This is a genomic window from Prevotella sp. P5-92, from assembly GCF_002251245.1.
Lineage (GTDB): Bacteria > Bacteroidota > Bacteroidia > Bacteroidales > Bacteroidaceae > Prevotella.
Genome location: NZ_NPJG01000123.1, coordinates 1 through 16,328 on the forward strand (window position 1 = coordinate 1; position 16,328 = coordinate 16,328).

The 16,328-nt window shown below is 47.6% G+C and carries 11 protein-coding genes; all 11 read left to right on the forward strand.

The window, feature by feature from the left end; genetic code table 11:
• Positions 1-459: 459 nt before the first annotated feature.
• Entirely contained in the window at positions 460-2,295 is a 1,836-nt protein-coding gene (locus CIK99_RS12270) for a helix-turn-helix domain-containing protein (RefSeq protein ID WP_158215984.1), read from the forward strand.
• A gap of 186 nt (positions 2,296-2,481) precedes the next feature.
• Positions 2,482-4,452 (forward strand): hypothetical protein, encoded by a 1,971-nt coding sequence (locus CIK99_RS12275; protein ID WP_144007994.1) that lies wholly within the window; start codon positions 2,482-2,484, stop codon positions 4,450-4,452.
• Positions 4,453-4,714: 262 nt separating this feature from the next.
• The gene (locus CIK99_RS12280) at positions 4,715-5,464 is read left to right on the forward strand and encodes an SDR family oxidoreductase (RefSeq protein WP_094381786.1); all 750 of its coding nucleotides are present in this window, start codon (positions 4,715-4,717) and stop codon (positions 5,462-5,464) included.
• Between the two features lie 109 nt (positions 5,465-5,573).
• On the forward strand, positions 5,574-7,085 hold the full coding sequence (locus tag CIK99_RS12285) for a GH3 auxin-responsive promoter family protein (RefSeq protein ID WP_094381787.1): 1,512 nt from the start codon (positions 5,574-5,576) through the stop codon (positions 7,083-7,085).
• A 23-nt stretch (positions 7,086-7,108) separates the two neighbouring features.
• The gene (locus tag CIK99_RS12290) at positions 7,109-9,076 is read left to right on the forward strand and encodes an Ig-like domain-containing protein (protein WP_094381788.1); all 1,968 of its coding nucleotides are present in this window, start codon (positions 7,109-7,111) and stop codon (positions 9,074-9,076) included.
• Positions 9,073-9,888, forward strand: coding sequence for a DUF3108 domain-containing protein (locus CIK99_RS12295; RefSeq protein ID WP_094381789.1), 816 nt, complete (start codon positions 9,073-9,075; stop codon positions 9,886-9,888). The genes CIK99_RS12290 and CIK99_RS12295 overlap by 4 nt, the downstream gene beginning before the upstream one ends.
• A 17-nt stretch (positions 9,889-9,905) precedes the next feature.
• A complete protein-coding gene (gene miaB / locus CIK99_RS12300; RefSeq protein ID WP_094381790.1) occupies positions 9,906-11,231 on the forward strand; it encodes a tRNA (N6-isopentenyl adenosine(37)-C2)-methylthiotransferase MiaB in 1,326 nt (441 codons plus the stop codon).
• Between the two features lie 60 nt (positions 11,232-11,291).
• Positions 11,292-13,124: an ABC transporter ATP-binding protein gene (locus CIK99_RS12305; protein WP_094381791.1), complete on the forward strand. Its 1,833-nt coding sequence runs from the start codon at positions 11,292-11,294 to the stop codon at positions 13,122-13,124.
• Positions 13,125-13,237: 113 nt separating this feature from the next.
• Positions 13,238-14,494, forward strand: coding sequence for a methionine adenosyltransferase (metK, locus tag CIK99_RS12310; protein WP_094381792.1), 1,257 nt, complete (start codon positions 13,238-13,240; stop codon positions 14,492-14,494).
• Between the two features lie 53 nt (positions 14,495-14,547).
• Complete coding sequence (locus CIK99_RS12315) at positions 14,548-15,564, forward strand: DUF4271 domain-containing protein (RefSeq protein ID WP_094381793.1); 1,017 nt, start codon at positions 14,548-14,550, stop codon at positions 15,562-15,564.
• A gap of 6 nt (positions 15,565-15,570) precedes the next feature.
• Complete coding sequence (locus CIK99_RS12320; RefSeq protein WP_094381794.1) at positions 15,571-16,323, forward strand: uroporphyrinogen-III synthase; 753 nt, start codon at positions 15,571-15,573, stop codon at positions 16,321-16,323.
• Positions 16,324-16,328: the final 5 nt, after the last annotated feature.

Genomic DNA, 16,328 nt, shown 5'->3' on the forward strand with positions numbered 1-16,328 from the left:
ATAATATAGAATATAATTATAAAAAAAAATCAAAAAGGAGTGAAGGCGCAAAAAACACTGTCACGCTTGTCACGCTGTCACGTTTTCGAGGTGGCGGAATTTTCTTAGTTAGAAAAATTTTATTGCCTAACTGGACAATTTTTTTCGGGTAGTTATCCCTTATTTTATCGGCAATTGAGCGGGATTGGGAATACAATTACGGAAACCGATATTGTAAAATAAAATGGTTTTCAGCGCACTTTACAAGCAGCCACCACACAGTTTCGTTGGCTCCAAAAAACAAATCATGAATTACTTTTATCTAATCGCAAATGATGGATATTATTGTCAATTTTTGAAAGATAAATGCGAAAATATTTGTTTTTTTCGATAAAGCTTTCTATATTTGCACACAGAAATCACATCGTCAGAATTATTATTCATGAAATAAACAAAAACGCTATGGCAGAAAAATGCATTATGAGGATATTATTGACCTTTATCGTGGCATTGGGGATAGTGTCGTGCGGCAACAACACAAGCCGCTCTACCGACATGACTGATGCCAACGACTCGATCTACACCATCGAATACATCAACCATATTTGTTACTTGCATCCCGAGAGGGCATTGGAACTGTTAGACACCATGGAGCAACGGAAGCTGTTGGGACAGAACGACATTAATGGTCTAAGAGCAGTGATATACCAGAACGGACTGGATCAGAGCAATGTCGCGCTGAAATACGCTAAACGCATCTACGACAGTCCCGACATGCTCAAAGACACCGTTGTGGCAATAAAGACATACAATATCATCAGTTTGTTGTCGCACCAGACTGGCCACTATGCCGAGGCAATGAAATACGCCAACGAGGGTTCTGCCTACGCACTGTCGGCTGGCGACAATCTCAAGGCTGCCACCATCCTGCTCACCGCCGGCTACTCCATCGCGTCTTTAGGTCATAATGCCGAGGCAATAAACTATATCGACCGCGCCATCAATGTGCTCAAGTCGCTCAACAACGACAAAGACTACGACACACAGAGACACATCCTGGTAGGACAAATGCAGAAAGCAAATATCTACATGTCAACAGGACAGACTGACAAGGCAATGGCATTGTTTGATGACATACAGAAAGCCTACGACAATATTTCGAAGTGCGACCTCGTGCCCGAGGGACATTTGGAGAAGTATAAGGGCGACATCAACTACATGTTAATCACATGCTACACCGAGAAAAACATGATGAACGAGGCGGCACGGTGCTATGAGGAAATAATGAAGTTGCCAAAAACTCACTCCATAGGAAAAATGGTGGCTCCTTACCTCATCGCGACAAAACAGTTTGACAAGGCACTCAGCTTAATCAGCGAGTCAAAACATTATATGGCCTTAACAAGAGACACCGTCACTGACTATTATATTGAAAACATTCTCTTGCAGGAGGAAAACATCTACAAGGGAATGGGACGATATAAGGATGCTCTGAGAGTTGCAGACAACATCAAGAGCATCACCGACAGCATCATGAAACGAGAAAGGGAACACGAGGCCCAGGAGATGGCTACCATCTACGACATGGCTGACAAAGAACTGCAAATAGCCAACCAAGAGACCAAACTGCGCAACGGACGCATCCTTGTGACTGTGGCCTTGGCGCTACTGCTCGTTGCCGTAGTGGTGATCTTTATCGTGGTGAGATACAACAGAATCATCAAGATGAAAAACAGGGCCGCCGTGGCTACTATTGACGAACTCATGGCCACTCGCGAAAAACTTCAGAAGAAGGAAGAACAAATACCAAACTCGCTCACTGACTACCGTCCTGCGGAGAAATCTAAACAAGAAACGAAATCTAACGAAGAAACGAAGGGACAACAGACGAAGACAGAGAAAGGGCAAACATCGGAAACTGACTATCGAACATCGGAAACAGAGAATCGGAAGCCAGAAACAGAGAAACAACAGACAATGACAATAGACAAACTTCGACGGGAAGTAGAGGAACGTAAACTCTTCCTCGATCCTCTCTTCGACCGCAACAAGGCGAAAGAGACATTCCCCGAACTGAACATCAGGACGCTGTCGGCTGAGTTCAGCCAGCAGTACGGCATCTCGTTCCCGCGCTATATCACCTCGCTGCGCATCGACTACGCTCTCATGCTTCTTTGCACAGACAAAGACATAAGTGTGGAGACAATAGCCGCCAAGTCTGGTTTTGCCACCCGACAAACGTTCTACCGCTCCTTTACCGAACGGTTTGGCATCAGTCCTTCAGAATACAGAAGGATGAAAGAAGCAAAAATGTAGCATTTATAAACATCTGATAATCAACGTGTGACAAAATGTTACAGCGGTCTGCACAAAATGTTACATCATTTTTATTGCATTATTCAGACAAACATATTACCTTTGCATTCGAAAAAAAACGAATAATCAATCATAGACCTTCCATTTTTGCTAAAAAGTACGATAACTAAATAAAATAATAGAACAATGAACAAGACACTAAAATCTATCTTTGCAATCGGAGGAATAGTCTTATTGACTTCCTTCTTTTTCACATCGTGTGCAGTAGATGACAATGAGGAGGACAACGCCAACGGTGCGGAAATGGAGGAAATAGAACCGCTGCCCACCGAGGACGTCATCGAGACAACCATCGTGAGGAATGCAGCCATCTTTGGCAACAACTTCGACGAAGTGACACAGAAGGTGATCGACCGTCTGAAGGGTATCACGGAATATCTCGACCCAGTCACCGCCACCTCAATCCCCGAAAACGTGGAACTCATATTCATCGACAACGAGTCGCTGCTGAAGATGGAGCGTCCTGCCGTGATGGCCATCAAGGAGGCTTTCCAGCGCGGAGCAACCGTATATTTGCACAAGCCCAACGACTTTGCAGCAGCTTTGTTCAACATCGCCATGTTCGACGACATCGACAAGTTCTTTGGCAACCAAGCCAAGATGCGCGCCCAAACCCGCAGCGGCAATGAGTACCAGAACCACGACCTCTTTGCCGTGCGTCTCGACCAGAGCTATATGGATGCCGACGACCTGTTCAATGATGAGCCCATTGAGCAAACCTTCGTGAACGAGGATACAGGCGAAGAGACCACCGAGACTTTCCAGCCAAGCGATCCTACAAACTATCAGCTTGGACGTTATGCCGAGAATGCCGTGAAATGGATTGAATCAGAAAACGCCGAAACCGTCAGGGCCAAGACACGCGCCGCAAGCAGCAGCACCGACCCGTTTGCACAGCATCATATCCACAAGCTTTTATCGTGTAATCTGAATTATCCGAGCATATCGAAATACAATAAGAATTTTTCGGATATAAAGGTAGATTTAAACATTTCTGTTGACCTATGGATAATAACAGCCTATTCGTTTGAAAAACAAATGGACTATTACAATGTCGTAATGAAAGAAGTTTTCCCTGGGGGTACGGCATATAAAGGCGTGTATTGGAATCATGGGAATAGTGAGAAAGACGAGAGGGCATTTTATAAATTGAATGGGAACCAAATGGAAGATATAGGTTTTGCGCGTGCTGCATACGTTTACGCAGGTCCTGACATATACGTATTCAAGCCAGAAGGTTATACTGTAGAGCAGCCATCAACAGAATCTCCTGTTAACAAAAACAACTACTATATTAAAGAGAGCTATTCGAGCTGGGGCATTAACGGCGAATTAGGCTATTCTGACGGTAGTGTTGGCGGAAAATTGTCTTTCGACTACAAGAAGGGTGAAACCATAACATCATTTGAAAACGAACTCGAGGTAACCCTTAACAGGAACTACTCATACGACAATAAGAAAGCGACATACTGGGATTACGAGATGAATGTCAACAACAACAATCTAAAATACTGTGGATTTGTAAGACACAAAAAAGGAGGTATAAGTAAAGATGCCCTATGTCGCAAAGATTGCGAAACGAAACAGTATTGGGAATGGTTTATTTCTAATACTAATGCTGATATTTCTAAAAACATAGAGTTTGATGTTGTATTTGAATTCCCTGCATATTCAGCTAAATGTAATGTTACAGGTGATAATAATGGCTTCGATTTAAGTAGGTCTATTCTTACCAAGCAAAAGGTGAGATTCAAGCTTCCCATCCCATATCGCTATAACGAGACCTACACTACCTTTGCCGAGAAGTCAAAGGAGAACATTGCTGACGTGAAGGCAGTTGAGGAGGCCCTTGCCGGTAGTACTTATATAAAGGAATTCAAGTTTAAGCAGTCGAACATAACCAAGAAGGCCCTCGACGACAAGCTGACAAAAGAATGGAACACCACCATCGACAACCTTCTGAGAAACATTCAGGTGTTTGTGGATAACGAGGTGTCGGTATATCTCAACGACAGCAAGGGCAACCACCTTGGCGACCGTTTGGTGTTCTCCCCCGATAGTCCCAACGGTTATCCTCAAAGGAAAAAAGTAGAGTAAAATAGCTAATGGATGAAGACTTCACCAAATCCTATGATTAGTGAAAGGTGAAAGAATCACCGAATATTGTCAGGCGACTGCCACAGTTACGGCGGTCGCCTGATTTAGTTTCGGAAGTGGATAGCCATAGTGAGGGCCGAAAAGCTAATGTTTCATAAAATATCGCCACATCTCTTGATTGTGAATAGTATATTTTGTACTTTTGCAACGTATATACAGAAAAGCAAAATAGAATATTCACACCCTATAAAACAACAGAATAATGAAAAAGACAGCATTAATCACAGGCGCAACAAGCGGTATTGGCGAGGCTTGTGCAAGGAAATTCGCCGAAGGCGGCTACCGACTCATCATAACAGGCCGAAACGAGCAGAAACTAAACCAACTGAAAGACGAACTCGACACCGAGGTACTCACACTAAGATATGACGTACGCGACAGAAAGGCCACCGAGGCTGCCGTCAAGTCGATACCCGAAGGATGGACCGATATCGACGTGCTCATCAATAATGCCGGCCTTGCCCTCGGTCTGGAGCCCGAATACGAAGGCGACATGGACGACTGGGAGACAATGATCGACACCAATATTAAAGGTCTGCTGACGATGACCCGACTCATCGTGCCTGGCATGGTGGAGAGAAACCGCGGCCACGTGATAAACATCGGTTCGGTGGCAGGCGATGCAGCATACGCCGGAGGCAATGTCTATTGCGCCACAAAGAGTGCCGTGAAGGCAATAACCGACGGACTGCGTATCGACGTGGCACACACTGCAGTGAGAGTGACCAATCTCAAGCCAGGACTTGTGGAGACGCGTTTCAGCAACGTGCGCTTCCATGGCGACGACGCACGCGCCGACAACGTATATAAAGGCATCACACCACTCACTGGCACCGACATTGCCGACGTTGCATTCTATGCCGCCAGCGCTCCGGCCCACGTGCAGATAGCCGAAGTGCTCATTCTTGCCACTCATCAGGCAAATGGCAGCGTTATTCACCGAAAGTTGTAGATATTACACCATTCAGAGCCATCTATTCGGCATTATTTGCATTAAATAATGTGAATTGTTCTGATTTTACAAAAGAATAGCTTAATTTTGCACTTTCAAAGTGTAAATTATGAGCTTAACTCAATTTATAAGAAAAGTTTTTGTGCCTCGACAGAAAGAACTCGAGCGACACTATACCGAAGGCGAACTTCTTCAGCGAGAGGTGCTGAAGAAGCTCGTCAAAAGGGCTGCAGACACCGAATACGGACGCAACCACACTTTCTCTACCATAAAGGGATATGACAATTTTGCGCACAACGTGCCAGTAAACACCTACGAGGAACTCAAGGCTGACATCGACCGCATGCGACACGGCGAGAGAGACATCCTCTGGCCTGGCAAGGTGAAGTGGTATGCCAAGTCGTCGGGAACGACCAACGACAAGAGCAAGTTTATCCCCGTCAGCGAGGAGGGACTGCAAAACATACACTACCAAGGCGGCACCGACTGTGTGGCTCTTTACTTACGCAACTACGAGAAGAGCCGCCTCTTCGACGGACGCGCCCTGATTCTCGGCGGCAGCCACTCACCCAACTATAACATTCACAACAGTCTCGTGGGCGACCTCAGCGCCATTCTCATCGAGAACATCAACCCGTTGGCAAACCTCGTGAGAGTGCCTAAAAAACAAACGGCGCTACTCTCTGACTTCGAGGTGAAACGCGACCGTATAGCACACGAGACGCTTACGAAAAACGTCACCAACCTCAGCGGCGTGCCCTCGTGGATGCTTTCGGTGCTGAGCAGGGTGATGGAACTCTCAGGAAAGGAGCATCTCGAAGAGGTGTGGCCAAACATCGAGGTGTTCTTCCATGGTGGTGTGGCTTTCACGCCTTATCGCAAGCAATACGAGCAACTCATCACCAAACCCGACATGAGATATATGGAGACATACAACGCCAGCGAGGGATTCTTCGGTCTTCAAGACGACCCCGCCGACAAGTCGATGCTCCTGATGCTCGACTACGACGTGTTCTACGAGTTCATACCCATGGACGAGTTCGGCACCGACAACCCCACCGTCGTTCCGCTGTGGGGCGTAGAGACAGGACGCAACTACGCCATGCTCATCTCCACCTCGTGCGGCCTCTGGCGATATGTGATAGGCGACACAGTGAAGTTCACATCCGTAAACCCCTATAAGTTTGTCATCACCGGACGTACCAAGCATTTCATCAATGCCTTCGGCGAAGAGCTCATCGTAGATAACGCCGAAAAAGGACTTGCCTACGCCTGCCAGCAAACAGGAGCACAGGTGCTCGAATATACGGCAGCGCCGGTATTTATGGACGCCAAGGGCAAGTGTCGCCACCAGTGGCTCATAGAGTTCTCGAATGAGCCCGACGACCTCAACCTCTTCTCGCAGCTCTTCGACAAGAAACTACAAGAGCTCAATAGCGACTACGAGGCGAAACGCTATAAGGACATCACCCTCCAGCATCTTGAGATTGTTGTGGCACGCCACGACCTCTTCAACGACTGGCTGAAGATGAAAGGAAAGTTAGGCGGACAGCATAAGGTGCCACGACTGAGCAACAGCCGAGACATCATCGACCAACTGCTGAAAATGAACGAAAGATAATTAGTATTTGAGATATTACTCTGATGAAGAAAGACAGATGGCTTATCATTGCGCTGATAATCACCATGATAGCTTCATGCGCAAGAATGGGACAACCCGACGGAGGATGGTATGACGACACACCGCCCTCTGTGGTGGCTACTTCACCTGCAGACAAAGACACCAAGGTGAAGACAAACAAGGTGACCATCACCTTCGACGAGTTTATCAAGCTCGAAGACGCCAACAGCAAGGTGGTGATCTCGCCTCCGCAGATGGAACCTGCCGACATAAAAAGCTCGGGAAAGAAAATCATCGTCGAGCTAAAAGACTCGCTGAAGGATAACACCACCTATACCATCGACTTCTCTGACGCCATCACCGACAACAACGAAAGCAACCCAATGGGAAACTATACCTACAGTTTCTCAACGGGAGAGAAGATTGACACCTTCGAAGTGTCGGGAACAGTGCTCGACGCCAGCGACCTGGAACCCATCAAAGGCATACTCGTTGGACTCTATGACGACCTCTCAGACACGGTGTTTGCCAAAAAGCCATTCATGCGAGTGTCAAGAACCGACAGCCGCGGACGCTTCGTGATAAAAGGCATTGCTCCAGGCACGTACCGCGCCTACGCTCTGCAAGACGCTGACGGCGACTACACCTACAATCAGAAAAGCGAAATGGTGGCATTCAACCACCAGACCTTTGAGCCTTATGCCCGACCCGACGTAAGACAAGACACCGTGTGGCGCGACACGCTACGTATAGACAATATCATACGTGTTGACTATACGCACTTCTTCCCCGACGACCTCATACTCAGGGCTTTCACCGTGGAGCAGACCGACCGCTATCTCATAAAGACCGAGCGACAGGAGCCTAACCGGCTGAACTTCTACTTCAGCTACGGCAACGACTCGCTGCCTCAAATCAAAGGACTTAACTTCAACTCCGACAGCGCCTTCGTCGTAGAGACATCGCTGAAGAAAGACACTATCACCTACTGGCTGCGCGACACGGCACTTGTCAATCAAGACTCGCTCATGATCGAAGCCAAATATCTCATCACAGACACCACCGGAGTGCTCGTGATGCAGACCGACACTCTCGAACTACAGCCCAAGATCTCTTACGAGAAACGCATGAAGCTGAAGATGAAGGAGATAGAGAAATGGAAGAAAGAACAAGAGAAAAAGAAGAAAAAAGGCGAGGACTACGACTCGATAATGACAGAGAAGCCTCTTGAGATTAAGTTTACTAATACGGGAACGATAACACCCGAACAGAACGTCTTCCTCGAAATGGCCACACCGCTGTCGAAATGCGACACGTCGGGAGTGCATCTCTATTCGAAAATCGACTCACTATGGTATAATTCAAGATTTGAATGGAAACCCATAGAAGGCAATATCAGGGCTTTCAAACTGATGGCGGAATGGCGACCAGAAGTGGAATACAGTCTCGAAATAGACTCTGCCGCCTTCATCGACATCTATGGCTTGGCATCAGGACCAATAAAACAAGGTATAAAAGTTAGCTCTAACGACCAGTTTGGTTCGCTCGCCGTCAACATCACGGGAATGACCGACTCGGCTTCTGTCATCGTACAGCTATTAGCCTCGGGCGACAAGATGCAGAAAGAGGTGAAGGCCGTTGACGGCACAGCTGAATTCTACTATATCAAAGGCGGAAAATACTATCTCAGGGCTTTCGTTGACCGCAACGACAACGGCAAATGGGACACCGGCGACTACCATGCCGACCTGCAACCCGAGGAAGTGTATTACTACCCGAAAGAGGTGGAGGCTAAAGAGAAATGGGACATCACCATCGGCTGGGACCTCAACGCCACGCCTCTCGACAGGCAGAAGCCAGATGCCATAAAGAAACAAAAGTCGGAAAAAGAAAAGAAACTGAAAAACAGAAATGCCGAAAGGGCAAAGAACCTCGGCATCGACTATAAGACAGAAATGAGCAAGATAAAAGATAAAACACTGAAGAAATGAACGTAAAGCATATCATACTTACCATCGCCTTCGTGCTCGTGTCGATAAGCGGCAAGGCACAATGTGGCATAGAGAACACCGCCTTCAAGTCGGGCGAGTATCTCTCTTACGACCTTTACTTCAACTGGAAGTTTGTATGGGTAAAAGTGGGAACGGCATCGATGAGTACCGTACAGTCAAGATATAAGGGAAAGAGCGCATGGCGCAGTAGTCTCACCACACGTAGCAACAGCAAGCTCGACAAGGTGTTCACCCTTCGCGACACGCTCCTCTCATACTGCACACAAGACCTCGCCCCACTCTACTTCCGCAAAGGAGCTCGTGAGGGCGACCGTTACTACGTGGACGAGATATGGTACAGCTATCCCAAGAACAATAACTGCCACCTTAAGCAGCACAGAATTGAACATAGCGGCGAGCATGTGTGGAAAGAGTCTGAATATCAAGACTGTATCTACGACATGATGAGCATCTTCCTGCGTGCAAGAAACTTCGACGCGAGCAAGTTTACCATCGGGGAAAACGTGCCAATGCCGATAAGCGACGCCAAGCGTCTGTCAAACTCCTGGCTGAAATACCAAGGCAAGGAGACGTTTGAGATGGAAGACACGAAGCAGAAGTTCCGTTGTCTCGTCTTCTCGTTTATTGAGCGCGAGGACGGCAAGAACCACGAACTCATCCGTTTCTATGTCACCGACGATGCCAACCATATCCCCGTCCGTCTCGACATGTTCCTTAGCTTCGGCTCTGCCAAGGCTTTCCTCAAGGGATATAAGGGAGTGAGAAACCCCATGAAGGCATTGATAAAATGACGACAAACTGATTGTATATGAAGAAACTATATATAGAAACATACGGATGCCAGATGAACGTCGCCGACTCGGAAGTAGTGGCGTCGGTGATGAAGATGGCTGGTTACGACACATGCGACAACGTGGGCGAGGCAGACGCCATCTTCCTCAACACTTGTTCGGTACGCGACAACGCTGAACAAAAGATCTATAACCGGCTCGACACCCTCAACGCTGAAAGGAAGAAAGGCAGGAAGCTGATAATAGGTGTGTTAGGATGCATGGCAGAGAGAGTGAAGGAAGACCTGCTCGAAAACCATCATGCAGACCTCGTGGCAGGACCTGACGCCTATCTCTCCCTACCCGACCTCATAGCTCAGGCAGAGACAGGACATAAGGCCATAAACATCGAACTGTCAACATCAGAGACGTACAAAGATATCGTACCGCAGCGTATCCACGGTGCGAAGATAGGCGGTTTTGTGAGCATCATGCGCGGCTGCAACAACTTCTGCCACTACTGCATTGTGCCTTATACAAGAGGACGGGAACGAAGCCGCGACGTAGAGAGCGTCTTGCGCGAAGTACGCGACCTCAACAACCGCGGATTCAAGGACGTGACACTGCTTGGACAGAACGTCAACTCATACTCGTTTACTAACGAACAGACAGGCACAACGATAGATTTCCCGGCTTTATTGCGCCGCGTGGCAGAAGAGGTGCCCGAGATGCGAATACGTTTCACCACCTCACACCCAAAGGACATGAGCGACGAGACACTCCGCGTGATAGCCAAGATGCCCAACATCTGCAAACATATACATCTCCCGGTACAGAGCGGCAGCAACCGCATACTAAAACTCATGAACCGCAAATACACACTCGAGTGGTATCTCGACCGTGTAGCTGCAATAAGGCGCATCATCCCCGACTGCGGCCTCTCTACCGACATCTTTGTGGGATATCACAGTGAGACAGAGGAAGACCACCAGATGTCGCTTGACCTGATGCGCAAAGTGGGCTACGACTCTGCCTTTATGTTCAAATATAGCGAACGTCCTGGCACTTATGCCTCAAAACACCTACCCGACGACGTTGCCGAAGACGTGAAGATAAGACGTCTCAACGAACTGATACAGGTTCAGACGGAGATGTCGGCAATAGCCAACAAGCGCGATGAGGGCAAGACTTTTGAGGTGCTGGTAGAAGGATACAGCAAACGCTCACGTGAACAACTCTGCGGACGCACCGAACAAAACAAGATGGTGGTGTTTGACAAAGGCAATCACCATATCGGCGAGAAGGTGATGGTAAAGATCACCTCCAGTTCAAGCGCCACACTTCTGGGAGAAGAAGTGAGATAAAAGGGAGAAGGCATAAAGAAGAAAGATACTGTAAAACAGAATGTAAGAAAGAAAAGACAGATGAAAGAGTTTATACGTGTATTAAGGCGTTTTGTTCCTCCATACAAGAGATACCTGATATGGTCGGTGGTGTTTAACATCCTATCAGCCATACTTAATATCTTCTCTTTTATGGCTATCATTCCCATATTGCAGATCCTCTTCCAAACTGACGGCTCAAACACTCCACAACAGCTGGTTGAGATGAGATGGGACAATCTCCAGGAGGCATTCTCAAACAATGCCAACTACTATATAGGACAACTCATAGCCGATATAGGACCTACAACCACACTTCTCGTCATAGGACTCTTTCTTGCCTTTATGACATTCTTGAAGACAGGCGCCTACTTCCTGTCGTCAGCCACTATAATACCCATACGCACCGGCGTGGTACGCGATATTCGCAACCAGCTTTACCGCAAGATAACCTCGCTGCCCTTGGGATTCTTCTCGGAAGAACGCAAAGGAGACATTATCGCCCGTATGAGCGGCGACGTGGCTGAGGTGGAGAACTCCATAATGTCGTCGCTCGACATGCTGTTTAAAAACCCTGTGCTCATCGTTGCTTATTTCACTACACTCATCGTCATTTCATGGCAACTGACACTCTTCACACTCGTGTTCGTTCCCGTGATGGGATGGTTTATGGGCATGGTGGGACGCAAACTGAAGCAAAACTCCATAAAGGCACAAGCCCTATGGAGCGACACCATGAGCCAGGTGGAAGAGACGCTTGGTGGACTACGCATCATCAAAGCCTTCTGTGCTGAGAAAAAGATGAATGCGAGATTCGACAGCATAAACAGCCAATATCGCAACGACATCATGCGGGTAAACATTCGCCAACAGATGGCTCATCCCATGAGCGAATTTCTTGGCACCGTGATGATAGTCATTGTATTATGGTTCGGAGGCATACTCGTACTCTCTGGCGACACATCACTCTCAGGCCCAACGTTCATCTATTATCTCGTCATGCTCTACAGCATCATCAACCCGCTGAAAGAGTTTTCCAAGGCAGGATATAATATACCCAAAGGACTCGCCTCCATGGAGCGCATAGACAAGATTCTGAATGCGGAAAACGATATTAAGGAAAAGAATGACCCCAAACCGATAAAGGCCTTTGAACACAAGATAGAGTTCCGCAACGTGTCGTTCAGATACGACAAGAAATGGGTGCTCAGACATATTAACCTGACGATAGAGAAGGGAAAGACCGTGGCATTAGTGGGACAGAGCGGAGGCGGCAAATCGACCCTCGTCGATCTTATTCCACGATACTACGACGTGCAGGAAGGCGAGGTGCTCATCGATGGCATCAACGTCAAGGACCTCGGCATCCACGACCTTCGCAGCCTCATCGGCAACGTTAACCAAGAGGCCATACTGTTCAACGACTCGTTCAGAAACAATATCACCTTCGGCGTTGAAGGAGCCACAGACCAACAGGTAGAAGAAGCGGCACGCATAGCCAACGCCTACGATTTCATCATGGAATCGGAAGACAAGATGAACACAAATATTGGCGACCGAGGAAGTCGTCTCTCTGGAGGACAACGACAACGCATAAGCATAGCCAGGGCAATACTGAAAAACCCGCCAATACTCATTCTCGACGAGGCCACGTCAGCCCTCGACACCGAGAGCGAGCGACTCGTGCAAGACGCATTGGAGAAACTCATGAAGACACGCACCACGGTGGCTATAGCCCATCGTCTATCCACAATAAAGAGCGCCGACGAGATTTGCGTCATCCATGAGGGAACGATAGTAGAGCGAGGCAGTCACGAGGAACTGCTCGCCCTCAACGGCTACTACAAACGTCTCAACGACATGCAGAGCCTATAAGGAGAGATATGATAATAAAAGTTAATAAAGAAACACAAAAAGCACATCATCTGCAGTAAATCATTAACTTTGCAGACCAATTATACAATTTAACAATTAAATTATTTACAAGTATGTCATACCTATTCTCATCAGAGTCAGTCTCTGAAGGACATCCCGACAAGGTGGCCGACCAAATATCGGACGCCATCCTAGACCAGTTCCTGGCCTACGACGAAAAGGCACGTGTGGCTTGCGAAACATTCGTGACCACCGGCCAGGTAGTGATAATGGGCGAAGTGAGCAGCAAGGTGTATATCGACCTGCAGACCATTGCCCGCAATACAATAAAACGTATAGGATACACAAAAGCCGAATATCAGTTCGACGGCAACTCGTGTGGTATCCTCAGCGCTATCCACGAACAGAGTGGCGACATCAACCGCGGAGTTGATCGCGAGGAGGAAGAGGAACAGGGAGCCGGCGACCAGGGAATGATGTTCGGATATGCCACCAACGAGACCGACAGCTTCATGCCTGTCTCGCTCGACATTGCACATCTGTTGATGACCACTCTCGCCGAGATACGCAAGGAGGGCAAGCTGATGACCTACCTTCGTCCAGACTCTAAGAGCCAGGTGACAGTACAATACAGCGATGAAGGCATACCAGAGCGCATCGACACCATCGTGGTTTCAACACAACACGACGAATTTGCCGACGACGACACTATGCTTGCAAAGATACGCGAAGACGTCATCAATATCCTTATCCCACGGGCAAAGGCAAAGATAACAAACGAAAAAGTGCTTAAACTCTTTGGCAACGACATAAAGTACTACGTGAATCCAACGGGAAAATTCGTCATCGGAGGACCACACGGAGACACTGGCCTTACAGGACGCAAGATAATCGTTGACACCTATGGAGGCAAGGGAGCACATGGTGGTGGAGCCTTCAGCGGAAAAGACTCAAGCAAGGTGGACCGCTCAGCTGCCTACGCTGCACGCCACATAGCCAAGAACATGGTGGCAGCTGGTGTGGCCGACGAGATGCTCGTTCAGATAAGCTATGCCATCGGTGTGGCCAAGCCAATGAATATCTACGTCAATACTTACGGACGTAGCCGTGTGGCAATGAGCGACGGAGAGATAGCCAAGAGGATTGAGACACTCTTCGACCTTCGTCCAAAGGCTATTGAACGCCGCCTGAAACTGCGCCAACCGATGTTCAGCGAGACAGCAGCCTATGGCCACATGGGACGCAAGTGTGAGATAATCAAGAAGACCTTCACAAGCCATTACCATGAGACAAAGACCATCGACGTAGAACTGTTTACATGGGAGAAACTCGACTGTGTCGATATGATAAAGAAGAATTTTAATCTTTAGTATTCTATCGTTGGCAAGCTGGCGCACAACCAGCTTGCCAACTATATATCATCATGCAGCAGGATACAACATCAACAATACAGCAAACGCCATCGCCCGAGGCAATTCAGGCACAACGACCAGCAAAACCACAGCATCCTTATCAGGTGCTGAGGATGCTGCCCAAGGATGCTACGCCTGCCCAACAAGACTCCGCCATACAGGCCACCTTCCAACCGAAACCCATCCGCTACAGCTCACGTCCCGACACTTTGCACATCCCCGGTCACGAGATAGGCAAGAGCATTCGCGACGTAAGTCTTCCGAAATACTATAAAGAGACCTTCTTCTCAAAAAACAGCCTCCTCCATCCCGAGATAGCAGGAGGACGCTATGGCGTGGCCGGCGACCCCGTGCCCTATACCGTAAAGAGCGACGACACGATATCGCTGCTACTCATCGTCAGTTTCATCATCGCCACCATCTCATTCTCGCGGTCAAAGCACTTCCTTGCACGTCAGACAAAGAGCTTCTTTTACGTCTCACACCGCGAGAGCAGCATAAGCGAGACACTTAACGAGATACGCTTTCAAGTGTTTCTTGTCGGTCTGGCATGTCTTTTATGGGCGCTTCTGCAGTATTTCTATACCATCCACTACGTCAGCACCACGTTCGTCCTAAGCTCACAATATCATCTCATAGCCATATATTTCGCCATGAACACAGGTTACTTTGCCACACGTAGCCTTTTGTATTCAATAGTTAACAACGTGTTTTTCGGGAGAAAAAAGAATTTACAATGGCAAAAGACATTACTGTTTCTCACAGCTATTGAGGGAGTGCTGATATTCCCGGCCGCGATACTTCAGTCATACTTTGAAGTTCCTATAGAACACGTGACAATATACGCTCTTTCGATAGTCATTTTAGTTAAATTACTGACATTTTATAAGACTTATACAATCTTTTTTCATCAAACTCGCCTTTTTTTCCAAATAATTTTGTACTTTTGCGCTCTCGAAATGGTGCCAACCGCAGCTTTTTGGGGTGCACTGGCAATAACTGGTAACTATTTGAAAATAAATTTTTAGGACAAGATGATTAAAAAGATTTTGGTTTCACAACCAAAGCCAACAAGCGAGAAATCACCGTATTTCGCCATCGCTGAACGTTTTGACGTGGAACTGGTGTTTCGTCCATTCATCAAGGTAGAAGGACTGACATCCAAGGAATTTCGCCAGCAGAAGGTGAGCATAGCCGACTATACGGCTATCGTGTTCACGTCGCGTCATGCTATCGACCATTTCTTCAAGCTGTGCAAAGAACTGAGAGTGAACATCTCCGAGGACATGAAGTATTTCTGTGTCACAGAAGCCATATCCCTGTACATTCAGAAGTATGTCCCATACCGCAAGCGCAAGATCTTCTTCGGTTCTACAGGAAAGGTGGCCGATATGTTGCCTCAGATGGTGAAACACAAGACTGAGAGATATCTTGTACCGATGAGCGATGTACATAACGACGAGATACGCGATTTACTCGACTCTAAGAATCTCAAGCATACGGAATGTGTGATGTATCGTACAGTAAGCAACGACTTCACGGAAGAGGAAGTAAAGAACTTCGACTACGATATGCTCGTCTTCTTCAGCCCTGTCGGCGTTGACGCTCTGGTGAAGAACTTCCCCGACTTCAAGCAGAAAGATATTGCCATCGCATCCTTTGGACCTGCAACGGCACGCGCTGTGAAAGAAGCTGGCTTAAGACTTGACCTTGAGGCACCGACAGAGAAATATCCGTCAATGACTGGAGCTCTTCAACACTATCTCCTCGAGCACGAAGAGGAATAAGTCAA